The sequence below is a fragment of the Aquirufa aurantiipilula genome, assembly GCF_019923745.1.
In the GTDB taxonomy this organism is placed as follows: domain Bacteria; phylum Bacteroidota; class Bacteroidia; order Cytophagales; family Spirosomataceae; genus Aquirufa; species Aquirufa aurantiipilula.
Genome location: NZ_JAANOG010000011.1, coordinates 38,219 through 57,871 on the forward strand (window position 1 = coordinate 38,219; position 19,653 = coordinate 57,871).

The 19,653-nt window shown below is 38.6% G+C and carries 15 protein-coding genes; 6 read left to right on the forward strand and 9 right to left on the reverse strand.

Annotation, left to right across the window (positions count from 1 at the left end):
- Positions 1 to 59: 59 nt before the first annotated feature.
- The 5 genes from G9H60_RS11565 to G9H60_RS11585 all read right to left on the reverse strand — a co-directional run bounded on the left by G9H60_RS11565 (position 60) and on the right by G9H60_RS11585 (position 7,674).
- A complete protein-coding gene (locus G9H60_RS11565) occupies positions 60 to 797 on the reverse strand; it encodes a LolA-like protein (protein WP_223144215.1) in 738 nt (245 codons plus the stop codon).
- Between the two features lie 85 nt (positions 798 to 882).
- Positions 883 to 2,103, reverse strand: coding sequence for a TCR/Tet family MFS transporter (locus G9H60_RS11570; RefSeq protein ID WP_223144216.1), 1,221 nt, complete (start codon positions 2,101 to 2,103; stop codon positions 883 to 885).
- 19 nt (positions 2,104 to 2,122) lie between these two features.
- Complete coding sequence (locus G9H60_RS11575) at positions 2,123 to 3,025, reverse strand: sugar phosphate isomerase/epimerase family protein (protein WP_223144217.1); 903 nt, start codon at positions 3,023 to 3,025, stop codon at positions 2,123 to 2,125.
- Between the two features lie 40 nt (positions 3,026 to 3,065).
- Positions 3,066 to 3,812 carry a PI-PLC domain-containing protein gene (locus G9H60_RS11580; protein ID WP_223144218.1) on the reverse strand — a complete coding sequence of 249 codons (747 nt, stop codon included), beginning with the start codon at positions 3,810 to 3,812 and terminating at the stop codon, positions 3,066 to 3,068.
- 1 nt (position 3,813) lies between these two features.
- Entirely contained in the window at positions 3,814 to 7,674 is a 3,861-nt protein-coding gene (locus G9H60_RS11585) for a pyruvate carboxylase (protein ID WP_223144219.1), read from the reverse strand.
- A 213-nt stretch (positions 7,675 to 7,887) separates the two neighbouring features.
- Here G9H60_RS11585 and pdxA point away from each other — a divergent pair, with 213 nt between their 5' ends.
- The 6 genes from pdxA to G9H60_RS11615 all read left to right on the forward strand — a co-directional run bounded on the left by pdxA (position 7,888) and on the right by G9H60_RS11615 (position 16,113).
- Positions 7,888 to 8,895, forward strand: coding sequence for a 4-hydroxythreonine-4-phosphate dehydrogenase PdxA (gene pdxA, locus G9H60_RS11590; RefSeq protein ID WP_223144220.1), 1,008 nt, complete (start codon positions 7,888 to 7,890; stop codon positions 8,893 to 8,895).
- A 1-nt stretch (position 8,896) separates the two neighbouring features.
- Positions 8,897 to 9,823 (forward strand): NAD(P)-dependent oxidoreductase, encoded by a 927-nt coding sequence (locus tag G9H60_RS11595; protein ID WP_223144221.1) that lies wholly within the window; start codon positions 8,897 to 8,899, stop codon positions 9,821 to 9,823.
- On the forward strand, positions 9,820 to 12,261 hold the full coding sequence (locus G9H60_RS11600; protein ID WP_223144222.1) for an endonuclease MutS2: 2,442 nt from the start codon (positions 9,820 to 9,822) through the stop codon (positions 12,259 to 12,261). The genes G9H60_RS11595 and G9H60_RS11600 overlap by 4 nt, the downstream gene beginning before the upstream one ends.
- A gap of 83 nt (positions 12,262 to 12,344) precedes the next feature.
- Positions 12,345 to 12,773, forward strand: coding sequence for an FKBP-type peptidyl-prolyl cis-trans isomerase (locus G9H60_RS11605; RefSeq protein ID WP_223144223.1), 429 nt, complete (start codon positions 12,345 to 12,347; stop codon positions 12,771 to 12,773).
- A gap of 9 nt (positions 12,774 to 12,782) precedes the next feature.
- Positions 12,783 to 15,218: a YfhO family protein gene (locus G9H60_RS11610; protein ID WP_223144224.1), complete on the forward strand. Its 2,436-nt coding sequence runs from the start codon at positions 12,783 to 12,785 to the stop codon at positions 15,216 to 15,218.
- Positions 15,219 to 15,222: 4 nt separating this feature from the next.
- Positions 15,223 to 16,113, forward strand: a complete 891-nt coding sequence (locus G9H60_RS11615) for a YicC/YloC family endoribonuclease (protein ID WP_223144225.1) — start codon at positions 15,223 to 15,225, stop codon at positions 16,111 to 16,113.
- A gap of 57 nt (positions 16,114 to 16,170) precedes the next feature.
- Here G9H60_RS11615 and G9H60_RS11620 read toward each other — a convergent pair whose 3' ends face one another.
- The 4 genes from G9H60_RS11620 to G9H60_RS11635 are packed head-to-tail and all read right to left on the reverse strand — an operon-like array spanning position 16,171 to position 19,652.
- Positions 16,171 to 16,569, reverse strand: coding sequence for a DUF6941 family protein (locus tag G9H60_RS11620; protein ID WP_223144226.1), 399 nt, complete (start codon positions 16,567 to 16,569; stop codon positions 16,171 to 16,173).
- A gap of 10 nt (positions 16,570 to 16,579) precedes the next feature.
- A complete protein-coding gene (locus G9H60_RS11625; protein WP_223144227.1) occupies positions 16,580 to 17,446 on the reverse strand; it encodes an EamA/RhaT family transporter in 867 nt (288 codons plus the stop codon).
- A gap of 4 nt (positions 17,447 to 17,450) precedes the next feature.
- Positions 17,451 to 18,461, reverse strand: a complete 1,011-nt coding sequence (gene hemH / locus G9H60_RS11630) for a ferrochelatase (protein WP_223144228.1) — start codon at positions 18,459 to 18,461, stop codon at positions 17,451 to 17,453.
- Positions 18,462 to 18,497: 36 nt separating this feature from the next.
- The gene (locus G9H60_RS11635; protein WP_223144229.1) at positions 18,498 to 19,652 is read right to left on the reverse strand and encodes a DUF4249 domain-containing protein; all 1,155 of its coding nucleotides are present in this window, start codon (positions 19,650 to 19,652) and stop codon (positions 18,498 to 18,500) included.
- Position 19,653: the final 1 nt, after the last annotated feature.

A 19,653-nucleotide genomic window follows, 5' to 3' on the forward strand; every position in this document is an offset into this window, starting at 1 on the left:
GTTAAAAAAAATACCCGAGGATTTAAATCCTCGGGTATTTCAATATTTAATTAAAAAAACTATTTTTTCACTGGTTTAACAAAAATTGCTGCTTCCAACGTTGGATTGATTTCAATAGAAGTCGTATCCACTTGCATCGTTCCTCCACCCATAGGATTAACTGTTTCCATAGAAAAAGGGAAATACAAACCATCTACAGCTTTGTAGTTGGAAAACTTCAATTCAGTATCCATTACTTGACCACCTAGATTCACTTTAGTCGCAAATTTTAAGATTAAATGGGTACTTGCCGACACATATGCAGTCGCTACCTCGCCATCTTTTTTAGTAATTTGACAAACATAAACATCTGCCCCATCCAACTTCTCTTTATTAACTAGGTCAATTTTACTTCCTTCCAATTTGGCTGTCAATAATAATGAACCGACAGACTCTTGATTCTTGCTTACTTTAATCATCTCCTTGGGCATATCCTCTGGTTCACCCGAACCACCCATCATCTGTGGTCGAATCCACCAGCCATTTTCACCCTCAATCACTTGTACCATTTTATTCCCCATGACATCAATCTCCGAACGAAAAGCCTTTCCTACCAAAATAGAAGCTTTGGATTGTATTTCCATACCTTGAATTGTAAACTTGGTATTTTGAATCACCGATTTAACTTTACTCCACTTTTCAGCACCTCCCATAGCCTCTTGGTGCTTGGCTAAAATCTCATCTACGGTTTGTGCAGATACCACAAACGAACTAACACTTAAGGCAAGGATTGCCCATAAAAAAACGATTTTTTTCATGATTAGGATTTTTTATTGAATTCGAAATTATAGTAATAATTGAGCAAATGAAAATCACTCATCCCCGCAATAGACCAATTGTCAATTAAATCCTTTTTCTAGAAGAAATGGATGACAAAACGATAGCCAAGCCTATAAAAACAAGAATTCCTGCAATAAAAAATGCAGCACCTGGAAATTGGATTGGTGCAGAAGTAGAGGTAAAGTAAGCAAACATATTGGATGCTACTAATGGTCCAAGAATAGTTGTGATGGATTGTAAACTGGTTAAACCTCCTTGTAATTCTCCTTGTGCATCTGGCCCTACTTGTTGCGTAATCATACTTTGTAATGCTGGTCCTGCTATTCCTCCTAATCCAAAAGGTACCATAAATACATACATCATCCACGACTTGGTAGCATAGGCAAATAAGAAAAAGCCTAATCCATACATCATTAAACCATACAAAATGGCTCTTTTATCTCCTAGCTTGGGCATGATAAATCGTGACAAACCTCCTTGCACAATGGCCACAATCGCCCCCACAAATGCCAAGGAATAGCCCACTTCTGTTGGAGTCCATGAAAAGACCTTCATGGTAAAATAAGACCAGGTACTTGGATGTGCTTGACCGGCTAATTGCAAACAAAAATACCCACCCACTAATCCTGTAATTAATGGATACCGAGTGAATATTTTCAATGAACCCAAAGGATTGGCACGTTTGATATCAAATTTCCTGCGGTTTTCTACAGCCAAAGATTCAGGTAAAACAAAATAACCGTACAAGGCATTCAGTAAAGTCAATATCGCCGAAGCATAAAAAGGAACGGTAACTCCATAACTACCTAAAAAACCACCCACTGCAGGACCAATAATAAATCCTATCCCAAAGGCAGCTCCTACCATACCAAAGTTTTTAGCTCGATCCTCCGGTTTGGAAATATCAGCAATATATGCTTGTGCCGTAGTAAAGCTTGCACCCGTTATTCCTGAGAAAATTCGGGCCAAAAATAGCCAAATCAAATCTGGTGCTAAAGCAGAAATTAAATAGTTTAGACTAAAACCCAATAAGGAAATTAAAATAATAGGTCTTCGTCCAAATTGGTCCGACAAACCTCCTAAAACCGGGGAAAACAAAAATTGCATGATCGCATATGATGCCATCATCCATCCCGAATATTGAGAAGCAGAACTTAAATCACCTCCTGTAAAGCTAGAAATTAAGGTAGGCATAATAGGAACTATCAAACCTATTCCCAAAACATCAATAACGAGTGTAATGAAAATGAATAATATACTAGCCGAACCTTTTTTACGAGCCATTTGAAACTAATTGAGGCATTTATACAAACTTGTAGTTGATAGAATCACGTAAAAAATCCCGACTAATAGTTCCACATTGCAAAGGTGTTTTTGCCTTATCTGGCACACCGTCCAATTCAACTATAGCCCATCCTTTAAATTTAATTTTACGGATATTGGTAAAAATTCCCTTCATATCCACTACCCCTTGTCCTAATTCTACAAACTTATAAGAAGCTGGATTTGTTTCCTGACCTTTGACAGGACTCTCTACATCTTTGATATGAAAAGAATGGATGACATCCTTGTATTTTAAAACTGCGTCCGCTGGTTTGCCTCCTCCTTGATGGTAATGTGCTACATCCAACAACAATCTCAAATAATCTGTATTCATGTTTTTCACCAAAGTGTCCACCTCCTCAGGTGTTTCACCAAACTGGTTCATGTGATTATGATAGGTTGCCTGAACTCCTACTTCTTTAGTTCTTTTTCCAATTTCATTCATCACTTCAGCCAATTTCAACAAATCGCCTTGACTTGGATTTTCACCTTTCTTACGTAAACTGTTCGTCAATTGAATGGAATTTCCTCCTAAAGCTTTAACAAATTTGGCATGATTGACATGCTGTTCAATCGAGGCCGGAACCTTGGCAGGATCTATTTCTACATTGCCACTGGAAAACATCACTAATTGAAGCTTGGATGCATCCAATAATGCTTTTAAATCCTGTGAATTATCTTTGTATTTAGTGTAAGAATTAGCTCTCAACTGAATTCCTTTGAATCCTAAAGAAGCAATATCTAAAATAGCTTGTTCATCTTTTCCTCCCCAAGTAATGGCTGAATAACCCATTTTGAATGATGAATCTGCTACAGATGCAGGAAAAGAGGCCATCAAGGCCAATAAAGAACTTTGCTGGAGAAACTCCCGACGCTTAATCATAGTTGTAGGTTTATAAAGTAAAGGTAAGGTTTTGTAATTTCTACTTAACGGCTAATCTCAAGAAATCGGCTAACTCACTCAAATGATCCGTCCCAATATAATCAACTCCCAAATCATATAAGGTTTGATACCCCAATAAACTATCCGGAGTAGCCCATAACCTCAATTTTCTTCCTTGAGCATGCACTCGCTCTACATAAGCTTTCAATTTCTCTTTTAATTCTGGACTCATCGGGCCTTGTCCACTCCAAGCGCCAAATTTATATAAAGATTCACTTTCTAAAACAACACGATTTCCTAATCCAGCTGGATATGTTTCGGTAGACCGTCCGTCAAATGTGATCCATGATGGATACAATACATAGTTTTTAATCGCTGGACGGTTGCCCGAAATCACAATTCTCAAACCTCTTTTAAGGAATAAATCTTTATGAGGCTCCAATGCCTTAATCAAAACGGGTAGTGTCGAATCAGCACTGGTTTTAAAATCTATTAAGAACTGATGAAAATTCCCTTGCTTATCTTCAGATAAAACCTTCACTATAGGATCAATATACAAAGTTTTCAAAGTCCTATCTGCCTTGACATCTTTTACATCGTGGGCTACTAATAATTCTCCTTTGATGGAATACACGTCAGCCTCAATGGAACCAAAGCCTAAATTAAATGCTTCATAGAATGGCTTAGTATGTTCATAATCATTATGCGCATGTGCCTTTAACAAGGCCTTTTGAGCCATCAAATTACTTGTAAATAGACAAAGTAATATTCCAATGAAAACTTTCATCTTATTTCTTTAAATAATCTCCTGAAACAATTTGTGTATCTGCCTGTGTAGGTCGATTGTACAAATAAGCATAGCTTTCAACCTCTTGTCCATTCAGTTGAACTGAAACTTTAGTTCTTACGAACAAACTTTTATCTGGCTTATCCGCATCAAACTCTTCATACTCATCCAAAACACTCAATAGTTTAATTGTATTTGATAATAAATACAACTCACCTATCACTTGATCTTTCTGATCTTCAGAAGCAATGATACCTGGATATTCTGCTACTTGGTACATGCGACCTTGGTAAGTTGCCATACCTACATAATCAGAATTTCTCGCCAATAAACGATGTAGGTCATTACCACAATCACGACGAAGCGTACCATAGACAAATAAGTATTCTTCTACGTTAGGTTCTGGTAATTTAGCCTCCTCCAAAGTCAAAACTAAATCTTCTTGCTCTACTACTGTTCCCTCATGTAGCACTACATTTCCAATGATTCCTTCAAATGGGGCTGAAACAATAGACTCCATCTTCATAGCCTCAATCACATACAAAGGAGCATTTTTCTTTACTTCTTCGCCTGGTTTCACCAAGATACGACTTAGGCGTCCTTGCAAAGGTGCGCCGATATCTCCTTTTTGAGAAGCCTTAACGTGTTGTGGACGTTCTACTTTAATATTTTTATCAAGAACTTTAATTCTTCTAGCTTGACCGTTCAATTCAAAAGTCACATTACGTAAACCTGACTCATCAGGCTCAGACATGTGTAAGAACTTCACAATAATCGTTTTTCCTGGCTCAATGGTAATCATGATTTCTTCATCCTGCTTTAAGCCATAGAAGAATGCAGGTGTTGGCATGGCCGTTAAATCGCCATAAATTTGGTGATTCTTGTAGTAATCTTCGTATACTTTCGGATACATTTTATACGACAAGTAATCATAGAATCCGCCTTCATTATCTGGGAATTTCGCTTGAAAAGCTGCAAAATCCTTATCAAAATCAATCGGTGCCAAATGGTCATTCGGTCTTCCTTCCATCGGTGTCTCCCCCTTCAGAATGATTTCCTGCAATTGTTTAGGGAATCCTTGATATGGTTGACCTAAACCTCCTTTAAAGAAATCTTTTACTGACTCTGGGAAAGAAAGCGTTGCTCCTTTAGCATATACATCTTCAGCGGTTAAAGAATTGGCAGTCATAAAAATAGCCATATCTCCTACTACTTTGGATGAAGGTGTTACCTTAACTATATCACCAAATAACTTATTGGCTTCAGAATAATTATCCTTCAATAATTCAAATTTATCCCCTACGCCTAGAGCAACTGCCTGTCCACGTAAGTTGGTATATTGTCCTCCTGGAATCTCATTATCATATACTTCTGCAGTACCCGCCTTCAATTCCGATTCAAATGGTGTATACCAAGTTCTCACCGCTTCCCAATAGTTGGAATACTGATTCATCTCCTCTAAATCTATCAAATCTTGGTCAGCGTGACCTTGCATCATCGCTACCAAAGAATTCAGATTCGGTTGAGAGGTTAGTCCTGACATTGCAGCTAAAGCACCATCAACCACGTCTACTCCCGCTTCAATTGCCTTTAAATAAGTAGCAGATTGAATTGATGCCGTATCATGTGTATGCAAGTGAATAGGTATATCCACTGCCTTTTTAAGTTCTTTAACTAATAGCTCTGCTTGGAAAGGTCTTAATAAACCAGCCATATCTTTAATAGCTAACATATGAGCTCCCTCATCTTCTAACTGACGAGCCAAATCCAAGTAATACTGTAAATTATATTTCTCATTGGTAAATACATCTCCAGTGTAACAAATGGCTGCTTCAGCAATACCAGGAGTTCTTTCTCTCACTGCACGAATCGACACTTTCATTGCCTCCACCCAGTTCAAAGAGTCAAAAATACGAAAGACGTCAATTCCTGCTTCCGATGATTTCTCTACGAACTTCTCAATCAAATTATCCGGATAGGCCGAATATCCCACAGCATTGGATCCACGGAATAACATTTGAAGCAACATATTCGGCATAGCTTGACGGAATTCCTGTAAACGCTTCCAAGGAGATTCTTGAAGGAATCGCATAGCTACATCAAACGTAGCACCACCCCAAACTTCCATGGAAAACAATTGAGGAAAAGATTTGGCAAAGCCCGAAGCCACAGCCAACATATCTTGTGTTCTGACACGTGTAGCTAATAACGACTGATGACCATCACGGAATGTGGTATCCGTAAATAACACTTGCTTCGTCTCACGAATGTGCTTGGCAAATTTCTCAGGTCCCAATTCCATCAACAACTGCTTATTGCCTTTTGGAAAATCAGACAAAGCATCCGAATATGGAATAATTGGTGGTCTGAAACTCGCCGTAGGTTTGACCTTAACATCGGGGTTTCCATTGACAATCACTTCGCCTAAATAGCGCAAAGCCTTTGTAGAACGGTCACGGGTTGGCGTGAACTTAAATAATTCTGGATGCGTATCAATAAACTGAACGGTACACTGACCATTCTGGAAGATTGGATGTGAAATTACATTTCTTAGGAAAGGAATATTAGTTTTCACCCCACGAATACGAAACTCAGTTAATGCACGATTTAAGCGTTCAGCTGCTCCTAATAAAGTTCTTCCTTTAGCAGAAACTTTCACCAACATGGAATCAAAATACGGAGATATTTTTACTCCAGGATAAGAAGAACCTTCATCTAGTCTTATGCCAAATCCAGCAGCATTACGGTAGGCAATGATAGTACCAAAATCTGGCTTAAAGCCATTAGTTGGATCCTCGGTGGTAATTCGACATTGAATAGCGAATCCTCTCAAAGGAATATCTTCTTGTGACAGGATGTAAATACCAGGATCAGACAGTTTGTAATTTTGAGCAATTAATATTTGGGTACGAACGATATCTATTCCTGTTACCTCCTCCGTAATCGTGTGCTCAACTTGAACACGAGGATTAACTTCAATGAAATAAATGTTTTCGTCACGGTCAACTAAAAACTCTACCGTACCGGCATTGTAGTAGTTTACTGCTTTACCTATTGAAAGAGCATATTGGTATAATTTCTTTTTCGTTTCGTCTTTGAGACCAAAAGAAGGTGCTATTTCTACCACCTTTTGGAATCGGCGCTGAACAGAACAATCGCGTTCATATAAGTGCACCAAATTACCATGTTGATCACCCAATAACTGTACTTCTATATGTTTGGGCTGATCAATGAATTTCTCTATGAAAATCGTTTCGTCACCAAAGGCATTCTTTGCCTCATTTCGAGCCTCATTGTAAGCTTTTTCTAAATCTTCTTCTAAACGAACAACACGCATACCTCTTCCTCCTCCACCTGCTGCCGCTTTCACCATCACTGGAAAACCAATTCTTTTGGCTTCAGAAAGTGCCAATGAATAAACTGACAAATCTCCCTTTGAATCTTGAATCATCGGAACATTGGCTTTCATGGCCGCAACTTTCGCAGCAACTTTATCACCCAATGCATCCATCGCCTCTGGAGAAGGACCTACAAAGACAACTCCTTCTTCCCTACAACGACGAGCCAAATTGACATTCTCGGATAAAAATCCGTATCCCGGATGTATCGCATCGATGTTTTTGCTTTTACATAAAGCAATCAATCCTTCATAATCCAAATAAGGTTTTAAAGGCTCATCGTCTTTACCAATTTGGTAGGCTTCATCCGCTTTGTAACGGTGTAAGGAATACCTATCCTCAAAGGTATAAACAGCGACGGTCCGAATCCCCAATTCGGAGGCAGCACGCATGATACGAATAGCGATTTCACCACGATTGGCGATAAGGAGACTAGAAATTTTTCTTACGTATGACTTTGGCATTATCTTCAATTATTGCATTCTAACAAAAATGCTAAAATAATTGGCATTTTTGCATTAATTGCCCCATTTTCTTTGCCGAATATTAAAAATTTACAATAATTATAGGGTTCGTTACTAATTTGCCGGTAGATTATTTTCCGAAAAAGGGACCACAAAAAAAATCAAGCCCTCTTCCCTCGAAATTTCTTAACTTGCAGGCTGAATTTTTGAAGCATGAACACAAATAAACCTTTGATTGGTATTAGCCTAGGTGATTATAATGGCATAGGCCCTGAGATCATTTTAAAAGCATTGGGTAGCCCAAGAATTTTGAAATGGTGTACTCCTGTCATTTATGGTTCTAAAAAGGTATTGGATTTCTACCGACAAAAATTAGAGCTGAAAGATTGGTCTATCAAAATAGTTGACAACCTTAATCAGGTACAAGAAGGTCAAAGTTATTTAGTGAAAGCATGGGACGATAAAGATACCATGGTTGAACCTGGAAAAGTAACCCAAGAAGCTGGAAAAGCCGCCTTTGATTGCCTGGAAATGGCGATTAAAGATTTAGATCGTGGCTTATTATCTGCCTTGGTGACTGCTCCTATCAATAAACATAACATTCAGTCTGAGGCATTTTCATTTCCTGGACATACAGAATATTTAACCGAACGTTTTGATGCCAAATCGTCATTAATGATGATGGTAAGTGATAACCTACGTATGGGAGTTGCTACGGGACATTTACCCTTACAAGAAGTAAGCAATGCCTTGAATGCCCAATTGCTAAAAGATAAAATCAGTTTGTTTTTAAAGAGTTTGAAAGAAGATTTCTCTATTGATAAACCCAAATTAGCTGTATTAGGATTAAACCCTCATGCAGGAGAATCGGGCTTATTAGGAAAAGAGGAATTAGAAATCATTCAACCAGTCATCGACGAATTTAGAAGCAAAGGAAATTTAGTGTTTGGTCCATATCCAGCCGATGGTTTTTTTGGTAAAGCACAATTCAAAGAATTTGATGGCGTTTTAGGTATGTATCATGATCAAGGTTTGATACCTTTCAAATACATAGCTTTTGATACCGGTGTCAATTTTACTGCGGGACTTCCCATCATTAGAACATCTCCAGATCATGGAACTGCCTATGATATAGCTGGTAAAAATGAAGCTGATCCTAGTTCCTTCATGAATGCCATCTTTTTGGCAATGGATTTAGTAAAAAATAGAATGCAAGCATAACATGCCCGCCCAAGTCCTAATCATCGATGAAGTACATGAATCCATGGCCATTGGCTTGGAGGCTATGCAATTTTCTGTGGTAGATGGAAGCACATGGAGCAAAGAGGAAATTATTCAACAAATTGCTCATTTTGAAGGTTTAGTGGTTCGAAGTAAGCTCAAAATTGATACTTCATTTCTAACAAAAGCTGTTTCTCTACGATTTATTGCAAGAGCAGGGGCAGGATTGGATTTGATTGATTTAGAAGCTGCCCATCAACAAAACGTAGCCGTTTTTGCCGCAAACGAAGGCAATAAAGAAGCTGTTGCTGAACATGTAATTGGTCAATTATTAAGTCTAGCTCATCATATGCATAAATCCGACAAAGAAGTAAGGCAAGGAATCTGGGACAGAGAAGGAAACAGAGGTTGGGAGATTTCTGGAAAAACCATTGGTATCATAGGTTATGGACATATGGGACAATCGGTAGCTAGTCGTTTAAGCTGCTTTGGATCTACCATGTTGGTTTATGACAAATACCAACCCGTTAGTCGGTATAATGCTGATATGCAGGATATTTTTGATCACGCAGATATTGTTTCATTGCATATCCCTTTAACAGAGGAAACTCGCGGTATGGTAAATGAGCAATGGATATCTCAATTTAAAAAGCCCATTGTCCTCATCAATAGTTCAAGAGGTGCCATTACTCCTTTGCCGGCCTTATTATCAGGCTTACAAAGTGGTCAAATACAAGGACTTATATTGGATGTTTTACCTAATGAAAAAATCAATACTTGGTCAACAGAAGAAAAAATATTATTTGATCAAATAAGTTCCTATCCTGCTACCCTATTCAGTCCACACGTAGCTGGATGGACCATTGAAAGTTACCGCAAAATCAACGAGGTACTACTTGCCAAAATTAAAGCCTTTTATACCGCATGAATTACCCTGAAGGATTAGCTGACAAAATAGGCTTTAGCCATGTTCAGTCCGACATCAAAGCAGCTTGTCTCAGCCAGATGGGAGTAGAATTCGCAGAAAAAATGCGCTTTTCTAATCGATTTCCCTTAGTAAAACAATGGGTCAATCAAGTGCATGAAATGAAGCAATTGATGGCTGAGCGTGGAGGAGAATGGCCACAAGTAGATTATTATGACTTACGTCCATGGCTTGCTCCGTTAACCTTGGAAGGAAATTATTTATCAGCCGACCAATGGAGAGATTGGCAAAGGGGATTGGATGTACTCTACCAATGCATTCGATTTTTTCACCTTTTAGATGCTGAAACCTATCCAGAATTACATCAATTAACTCGTCAGTATTCCCAAAAAATCGCAGAGATTTCAGATCAGGATTACATGCAATTATTACCTGTTTTGCAAGAATTAGGTAGGGTATTTGATGCCAATGGACAAATAAAAGAAAATGCATCCTCGGAATTAGGAGAGATTAGAAGGAAGAAAAATGCCGAAGAGCAAGGATTGCGGAAGAAGCTTGATAGTCTGTTGAATCAAGCACAACAACAAGGCTGGATTTCTAAGGATTTCTCCTTGACGCTCAGAAATGGTCGAATGGTAATTCCTTTGGCAGCTGAACATAAACGGAAGATCAAAGGTTTTGTCCAAGATGAATCTGATACAGGTAAAACCGTATTTTTAGAACCTGCCGATGCGTTAACAGCCAATAATGAAATCAAATCTTTGGAGTCGGCAGAAAAGCGAGAAATCATTCAGATACTTTCACGTTTATCTGACCGTGTAAGACCCATGGTACCTATGTTGACTCAATGGTTACAATGGTTAGGTTTGATTGATTTTATACGCGCAAAAGCCATGTGGGCCCAAGAACACCGTGCTATTTTACCTCATTTACAGGAAAAACCTAGTTTAGATTGGCGAAATGCTCGTCATCCTTTATTAGAAAAATCTCTGGAGAAAATAGGTAAAAAAATTAAGCCTTTGTCGATTCATTTAGACGAAAAGAAACGACTTATGGTAGTCTCTGGCCCAAATGCTGGAGGTAAATCTGTCACCTTAAGTACCGTTGGGCTATTGCAATATCTTTATCAATCAGGATGTTTGGTGCCAATCGAAGAAGGCTCTAGCATGGGATTCTTTCAGCAGATTTTTCTAGATATGGGAGATGAACAGAATCTAGAAAATGAATTAAGTACTTATAGTTCTCATTTGAGTAACATGCGTTATTTCCTTCAACATGCCAATGCAAAAACATTGGTATTAGTGGATGAATTTGGTACAGGTACTGAACCCTCTTTAGGAGGAGCCATTGCTGAAGCTATTCTGGAAAAATTGGCTGATAAAGGTTGTTATGGTGCTATCAATACGCACTTTGGTAATCTAAAAAGTTTAGCCGACCGCAAAGAAGGATTATTCAATGCTGCCATGCGCTATGATACAGCACATTTGGAACCTTTATTTATCTTAGATATGGGTAAACCAGGTAGTTCATTTGCTTTTGAAATTGCTCAAAAAATAGGTTTACCAACGGGTATCATTGAAAATGCCCGAAAAAAACTCGGTAAAAAGCAGGTTGATTTTGATAAGCTTTTACTAGAAACTGAAACAGAGAAGCAGATTTGGCAAAGTAAAAACAATAGCCTTAGTCTTCAAAATGAACAAGTAGATGCCATCAAACAGCAATATGAGCAGTTGAAAAATCATTTGCAAGAAGAGCAAAAAAACATCATCAATAAAGCCAAGGCTGAAGCTAAACAATTGGTCAAAGAAGCCAATCAACGAATTGAGCAAACCATTCGAGAGATTAAGGAAAAAGCAGCTGGCAAGGAAGAGACCAAAGTGCTTCGAGAAAAGCTGGATGATTTTGCCCAAAAATCACTCATTGAGGCTCCAGTAAAACCTAAACCAGCATCGAATCCAATTGTCAAACTAATCAGTGGTCCAATCGCTGTCGGGGACTGGGTTGCGATACAAGATGGAGGTAGTGAACCAACAGTAGGTCAAGTATTAGAAATCAAAGGCAAAGATGCATTGTTGGCCTTAGGATCTATTAGTTCTACTATTAAATTAAAGCGATTACAAAAGGTCCAAGCTCCCAAAACAGAGAAAATCAAAACTGCTCCTTTAAAAGGCATTGACATTAATGACCGAATGGCGCAATTTAGCTTAACACTAGATTTACGAGGCAAAAGAGGTGAGGAAGTTTGGGTGACTTTGGATCAATACATCAACGATGTGTTGCTTTTAGGCGCTCCTGAAGTACGAATTTTACACGGAAAGGGTGATGGTATTTTACGGAGTTTGGTTAGAGAGCAATTAAAACGCTATGCCCAAATCAAGCAGGTACAGGATGAACATGCCGACCGCGGAGGTGCAGGTATCAGTGTCGTTACGATGAAATAGTCGAAAATCTTCCTCTATTCATGCCTCGATTAATAAAAAAATACTGACCTTTGTCCCTGATTTTTTACACTTAACAATACATTATGTCTATTGCAAAAACTGGCGACCAGGTTGCCGTTCATTACACAGGAAAACATACCGATGGCAGTATCTTTGATTCGTCCGTTGGAAGCAACCCATTAGAATTTCAATTAGGTTCTGGCATGGTTATCAAAGGATTTGATGATGGTGTGACTGGAATGACTATTGGTGAGAAAAAAACCATTACTATTCCAGCTGCAGAAGCTTATGGCGAGCATTCTCCAGAAAACACCTTAACCATTGAAAGAAATCAAATTCCATCTCATATTCCAGTAGAATTGGGCGTTACTTTAAATATGCACCAAGATGGCGGACATGTTATAGAAGTAACTGTGACTGATTTAACAGATACGCATGTAACATTGGATGCGAACCACCCAATGGCTGGAAAAGATTTAACTTTTGAATTAGAATTAGTCGCGATTAAATAATTCACCCGCATGAAAATTGATTTTCGTTCCTTTTTGCCACATGGTTTAGTCATACTTGGCTTTGTCATCATTGCATTTCTTTATTGTGGCCCCGTTTTAGAGGGGAAAGTATTGATTCAGCACGACATACAGCAGGCGCAAGCTGCGGCAAGGGAAAGTGTTCAATTTAAAAATGAAACAGGACAAGATGCCTGGTGGACTAATTCCATGTTTAGTGGAATGCCATCCTACCAAATTTCAGGCTCTTATCCGAACAGTATCTCCAGCTACCTAGGTAGCTGGATTACTAATATCCTACCTAACCCTGTTAACCTTATTTTCTTGCAATTGCTTGGCATGTACCTATTTTTATGGGCCTTGGGCATCTCGCCAATTTTAGGATTTGCCGGTTCTGTTGCTTATGCCTTTGCTACTTACAACATGGTCATTATTCCAGCAGGACACACTTCTAAGGTGTTAGCCTTAGCGTATGCCCCAGTGGTTTTGGCGGGTTTACGACTGTGTTGGGGACAAAGAAAGTGGCTTGGATTAGCCATTTTTACTTTGGGCATGGCACTTGAATTATATGCCAACCACATTCAGATTACCTATTATTTATTCTTCATTATTGGTGCGATCAAGCTTTACTTATTGACTGAGGCGATTAAAGCTGGTCAATTCAAGCGCTGGATAATCAATGGTTTATGGATGGCTTTAGGCTTAGTCTTAGCCTTAGGAACGCACACGATGCGATTATGGAATAATTATGAGTATAGTAAAGAAACTACTCGCGGTCCATCAGAACTGAAAGCTAACGCGTCAAGAGGTAATGGACTGGATAAAGGATATGCCTTTGATTGGTCGTATGGAATTGCTGAAACGGGTACTTTATTAATACCTAATTTCATGGGTGGAGCTTCCCAAGGTGATTTAGGAGGAAGCAAATCCAATACCTTCAAAACCATGACGGATGCCGGTATTCCAGAAGAACAATCGCTTGGCTTTGTGGAAAAAGGATTTACTTATTGGGGAGAACAAAGTTATACAGCAGGACCTGCCTATGCGGGTGCTGTCATCATCTTCTTATTTTTGTTTGCGGCACTTTATGTCAAGAGCAAAGAAAAATGGTGGATTATCTTCATTACGTTATTATTTACTACTTTTTCATGGGGTAAAAACTTTGGCTTTAATGACTTCCTTTTTGACCATTTTCCTCTTTTCAATAAGTTCAGAGCCATTACCATGGTCTTGTCATTTGTACAATTTGGATTGGTGGCTTTAGCTATGCTAGGCTTAATTCAATTATCAAAAGAAAAACCTAGTTTTCAACAAATCAAAAAGCCCTTATTGATATCATTCGGCTTTACTGCCGGTTTGTGTTTGATATTAGCCTTATTACCTGATTTGTTTCTTTCTTTCAAAGGACCACAAGATGGCATCCAACTCATTCAAGATACCAACTTAAATACTGCTATTTGGAATAGCATCCGATTAGATCGTATTGCCTTATTTACTTCAGATGCTTGGAGAAGTTTCTTCTTTATTTTGTTCGCTGCGGGATTGATTTTTGTCAGCACAATGGAGAAAGTTAAAAAGAGCATTTGGGTATTTGGATTGGTACTTTTACTCGTTTTGGATGTTGCACCTGTTGCCAAACGGTATTTTGGAAAAGAATTCTTTGTTTCTAAAAGCACACTGGAAGAAAATATAGAGCCAAGTCCTGCGGATCAACAAATCTTAGCCGATAAAAGTCAATTCCGCGTATTGAATTCGACCGTATCGTTCATGAACGATGCCACCACCAGTTATTACCACCATTCCATTGGAGGATATCACGGAGCTAAGCTTAGGCGATATCAAGAATTGATAGAGAAATATTTTGCTGGAAGTCCAGCTCAAATGACGGTATTGAATATGTTAAATACCAAATATGTAATTGGTATGGATTCAACGAACCAAGCTATTGCTCAAACCAACCCTTCGGCTTTGGGGAATGCTTGGGTTGTATCTCAAATCAAATGGGCTAACAATGCCGATGAGGCTTTGAATGCCATAGAAAAAATTAATCCAGCTCAAGAAGCAGTATTGGAAAATCAAGACAAAAAATGGTTGGGCGAATTTCAACCTGTCCCAAGTACAGGACAAGTTATTTTAAGTCAATATGCCCCCAATAAATTGACTTATCAAAGTCAATTAAGTGCATCAGGACTAGTCGTTTTCTCCGAGATTTATTACCGAGGGAATCAAGATTGGAAAGCCTATATTGATGGAAAAGAAATGCCACATGTACGAGCTAATTACGTATTACGAGCCATGGTGGTACCTGCTGGTAAACATCAAATTGAATTCAAATTTGCTCCGAAATCAGTAGAGACAGGAGGCAATATAGATGGTTTGGCCTCCATTGGATTGATTTTATTCTTAGGATTGTCCTTAGGATTAGATTTTAGAAAAAAGAAAGTATAAGTATATGATATATTCGATGACCGGTTTTGGGAAGGCCCAAAAAGAAATACAAGATCTTCAAATCAAAGTAGAGGTCAAGAGTTTGAATTCTAAATTCACCGATTTGTTTTGTCGCCTGCCCAAGTCGCTTTCTGCTAGAGAAATTGAAGTACGAAATTACCTTACTCAGCAATTAGAACGAGGAAAAATAGAGTTATCATTGACTATGCAAAAGGCCACGGAAACGGCCTCTCCTAGCCTGTTACCGGAAAAGCAAATTGAAGAATTATTCAGTGAATTAAAGCGAGTAGCAAAGCAAGTTGGGGTAGAATCTGTGAATGAAACAGCCCTGTATTTGCATGCTTTATCCATGCCCAATACCATTCAGGCCGAACAAAGCCAAGAAACGGAAGAAGAAGTAGAGGCCCTTTGGCAATCCATTTTTGAGATCATACAAGAGGCGACTCAAGAATGTAAATCCTTTCGTTTGAGAGAAGGTAATGTGGTAGAAGAGAAATTCAAGGAATACATTGCTTCGATTAAGAATGGACTTGATGCTGTAAAAGAGCAAGATTTGATTCGTATGCCTAATATCCGTGAACGGATGAAAAAGTCCTTGTTGGACTTAGGATTGAATGAAGATTTTGACCAAAATCGTTTCGAGCAAGAGGTGGTATATTACATTGAGAAATTTGATATTTCTGAAGAAAAAGTTCGCTTAGCGACTCACCTAGAATATTTCCTTGAAGTATTAAAAGAAGGGAACGGTAAAAAATTAAATTTCATGGCGCAAGAAATTGGCCGAGAAATCAACACCATTGGGTCCAAGGCCAATGATTCTCAAATCCAGCGTATCGTGGTAAACATGAAAGATGAATTAGAGAAAATCAAAGAGCAAACAGCGAATGTACTTTAATAGTGTTTAGTGATTAGTAATTGAAGAATCTAATCCCTAATAACTAATCACTAAAAACTAATAATCTACCACCCCTACTGTCAGGCTCAATCCCGTTCTGAATTCCCTATCATAGAAGAACTCAAAAGCGTATTTCCCGGGCATCTCAAATTTGGAATGAACTAAATTCCAAATGATATTCAACGTGGTATGATCCGCATTGGGGTTCTTTTGTATCGTGAACTCTCCTTTAAATGGCTCATGGAAGTTGTCGCCCTGTGGATTTAAAGCATCAATTTGGAAATAATGCAATCCAAGCTCCGAATTTGCTATTCGAATACGGGCAACAATAGCACAAGATGGATGAATGGCAGGAAACTCCTTGGCCGTGATGTTATCAAACGTGCCATTGATCACCAATTTGCCTTGTCCATAATCGGCAGCATAATCTGCCAAGGTGAATATCTCAACTTCCATATGTATTTCTTTAAAGTAGTAATAGAACAATAGCAATACAGCCTAAACTAATTCCAATGCCCTGTCGACCGCTTATTTTCTCCTTAAAAAACAAGTAGGCTACGGCCGTAGATCCCACTATTACTCCAATATTAAATATTGGCAAAACTATCGCTCCATTGTTACCAAAGTAATCCAAGGTTTTCAATAAAAAGTAAAAGGAGAAGAAATTAGGCAATCCTAAAGGAAAAGCCGCCAACATAGAAGACTTATTCCAAGTAAATTTCCCTAAGATCGTTCCACGAACTAATTCCAGTACTGAAGCACCAATTGCCCCAGCCACAATCATCAGCATGAATGGAATTGTCCCCCCTGCTTCTATGGCAACTTCTGCATTCAAAAAATTGAAGGCTGTATTGGTTATTCCATATCCAACAAACACCAATAATAAAGCTAATAAAGATTTATTTTGCCCCTTTGCATCTATTTGTGGGCTACAGAAATAAATAGCACCAAAAGCCAAAAGTAAACCAACAATGATTTGCCAAGTCCAAGTAGCCCCTCCCCGATTCCAAATCAATAAATTAAATAATACAGGAATAACTAAAGAGATATTATTGGCCAAGGAAGTTGTCGCCATGCCGTTTTTCTGGGTCGAAAAACCTGTCAAAAGGAAAGTAAGCACAAAACCCAAACCCAAGGCCACCATTCCCATTGAATAAGACAAATCTGGCCAATGAAATGGTAGTGCATTAGGCTGAACAGCCCAGCCCGTTAAAAAACAAATGGGATAATTTAAGAGGATAGTCAAACTAGTGTCCACTCCAAATTTGGCATGCATCCTAAAATTGACCAACAATAAAACGGCAAAGAAAACGCTTAAAACAAAGTATATCATGGCATTATGATTGATGCACCAAATCCTTCAAGAAACTTACCCATTCAGGTGAATTGTTTAAACTTTCAACCAATTGCCAGTGTTCACCACCCGCCTCTTCAAATAATTCCTTGTATTCCTCACCCACTTCTATGGTTGTTTCTAAACAATCAGCCACAAAGGCAGGAGAAAAAGCTAATATTTTCTTTTTGCCTTCCTTCACTAATTTTTTGATGGTTTCATCTGTGTAGGGCTGTAACCAAGGGTCCCTACCTAACCTACTTTGAAAGGCTGTTCCAAATGTTCCTTCTTTCAGACCCATTTCTTTGGCAATCAAGCGAGTCGTTTCAAAGCATTGAGCGCGATAACATCCATGATTCTTTTCTGTAATTTGCTCACAACAGGTGCCAAAAACACAGGTATTTTTCGTGATATCACCATTTCGAATATGTCGCTCTGGAACTCCATGGTAAGAAAATAAGTAATAATCAAAGTCATGATCCGCTTGGTATTTCTTTGCTTTTTCGGCAAAATAGGCGGCAAATCCAGGTCTTTGATAGAAATAACTAACCAATGAAATACTGGGCATAATTTGCCAAGAGCTCATCAGTTCCATCACTCGCTCATAAACAGAACCTGTAGTAGCAGAAGCATATTGTGGAAATAAAGGGATGATGATCAATTTTTCCAATTGAAGCTTTTCCATCTCTTTTAAAACCGATGGTAAATCTGGATTTTGATAACGCATGGCCAATTTAACCACGTAATTTTCACCTAAGCTCTTTTGTAATGCATCGCGCACATCTTCTCCATAAAATTTCAAAGGAGAGCCGCGTTCTTCCCAAAGTTGTTGATATATCTTTGCCGACTTAGGAGCCCTAAAAGGCGCAATAATGCCATTAACCAAAAGAAATCGAAAAGGATATAGGATATCTATTACCCGGCCATCCATTAAAAATTCCCTTAAATATCGACGAACTGAACCTGTATCCGGAGCATCCGGAGTACCTAAATTAACCAATAAAACTCCTACCATTTTGTCCTAATTTGCCGCAAAGATGATGCAAAATTCTTATAAAGTCCACCCTTCTGGTGTAATCTTTGTTCTGGTTGGCCCCTCAAAGCAAGGAACGCGGTCCTGACAACCTGGAGAAACTCCTGGACAGAAAAACATTTCTCCTGGAACTTGAGGTATAAATGCCTTTTCCCCTGGAGGAATGCCCTTCGTACGGTCAATGTAAAAGATTTTCTTACTTACTGAGAATACATTAAATATCCCTAAAATCTTTTCTGTTGGATTCGTAACCGACTTCACATTAACACTAAATCTTGTTTCAGCAGGTACATCAAATAACGATCCACTAGATTGTACTTGAGCGATTAGACTTTGATAGAATGTAAAAGCACTTTTTGAAATACCTCTTTGCTCTAAACGAAAGTAATAAGGGGTGTAATTATCAAATGGAGCACGAGCCACCTGACGACCTACAATGCGTTGACCATTGGTTAAAACATCCGAAAACACATTCAAATCATTGTTTGTTGAAATATCCCAACACTTCCCATCACAGGTATAATTCAAGATTTGATCCGTTGCAACGGCAGGAGTAATACAAGTATTTTGTCTAAAATTCCAAGTACCTCCTCCTCCACAAGAAGCACATATGGATATCGGTTCATAATGTTTCCAATTCCACATGTAATAATCACCTTCCTTAGGACTATCCTTAAAATCAAGATAAACCGTATATCCAGCTCGGCGAACATCTCCTTTGGAATATTGATCTAAGACCTCAAATTGAGTCACAATATTTTCAATCTCAGGAACGGGATTCATTTCTTCTTGGCTACTCTGGTATTGCCTACCATCCAAGGTCTTGATAAATAATTGATAAGTGGAACCTACTTTTCCAGCAAAACCGGATGGGGGCAAATAAGTGCCTGTGGCTCCTCCTGTAACCTCCTTGAAGGTTGTTTTAGTGCCTGCTTGGTCAACGATGTACACATCTGCCTTGGTGACAGGAAGTGATAATACCGACATGATTTTATTGGCGGAACTAGTCAAACGTATCTTACACATGGTAGGATCATTCACAATGTCCGCTTCAATGGTCATGTAGGAAGTAGAGTCTATTTGGGCAAAATCTTTGATGGGATTAATGCAGGCCCAGGTCATGAAAACCAGGACAAAACTCAAGAATATATAGCTAATTAACTTATTAGGCATT

Bases quoted from the DNA above. Each gene is read 5' to 3' on its own strand.
- G9H60_RS11565 (WP_223144215.1), bottom strand. From the start codon at position 797: ATGAAAAAAATCGTTTTTTTATGGGCAATCCTTGCCTTAAGTGTTAGT.
- G9H60_RS11570 (WP_223144216.1), bottom strand. From the start codon at position 2,103: ATGGCTCGTAAAAAAGGTTCGGCTAGTATATTATTCATTTTCATTACA.
- G9H60_RS11575 (WP_223144217.1), bottom strand. From the start codon at position 3,025: ATGATTAAGCGTCGGGAGTTTCTCCAGCAAAGTTCTTTATTGGCCTTG.
- G9H60_RS11580 (WP_223144218.1), bottom strand. From the start codon at position 3,812: ATGAAAGTTTTCATTGGAATATTACTTTGTCTATTTACAAGTAATTTG.
- G9H60_RS11585 (WP_223144219.1), bottom strand. From the start codon at position 7,674: ATGCCAAAGTCATACGTAAGAAAAATTTCTAGTCTCCTTATCGCCAAT.
- pdxA (WP_223144220.1), top strand. From the start codon at position 7,888: ATGAACACAAATAAACCTTTGATTGGTATTAGCCTAGGTGATTATAAT.
- G9H60_RS11595 (WP_223144221.1), top strand. From the start codon at position 8,897: ATGCCCGCCCAAGTCCTAATCATCGATGAAGTACATGAATCCATGGCC.
- G9H60_RS11600 (WP_223144222.1), top strand. From the start codon at position 9,820: ATGAATTACCCTGAAGGATTAGCTGACAAAATAGGCTTTAGCCATGTT.
- G9H60_RS11605 (WP_223144223.1), top strand. From the start codon at position 12,345: ATGTCTATTGCAAAAACTGGCGACCAGGTTGCCGTTCATTACACAGGA.
- G9H60_RS11610 (WP_223144224.1), top strand. From the start codon at position 12,783: ATGAAAATTGATTTTCGTTCCTTTTTGCCACATGGTTTAGTCATACTT.
- G9H60_RS11615 (WP_223144225.1), top strand. From the start codon at position 15,223: ATGATATATTCGATGACCGGTTTTGGGAAGGCCCAAAAAGAAATACAA.
- G9H60_RS11620 (WP_223144226.1), bottom strand. From the start codon at position 16,569: ATGGAAGTTGAGATATTCACCTTGGCAGATTATGCTGCCGATTATGGA.
- G9H60_RS11625 (WP_223144227.1), bottom strand. From the start codon at position 17,446: ATGATATACTTTGTTTTAAGCGTTTTCTTTGCCGTTTTATTGTTGGTC.
- hemH (WP_223144228.1), bottom strand. From the start codon at position 18,461: ATGGTAGGAGTTTTATTGGTTAATTTAGGTACTCCGGATGCTCCGGAT.
- G9H60_RS11635 (WP_223144229.1), bottom strand. From the start codon at position 19,652: ATGCCTAATAAGTTAATTAGCTATATATTCTTGAGTTTTGTCCTGGTT.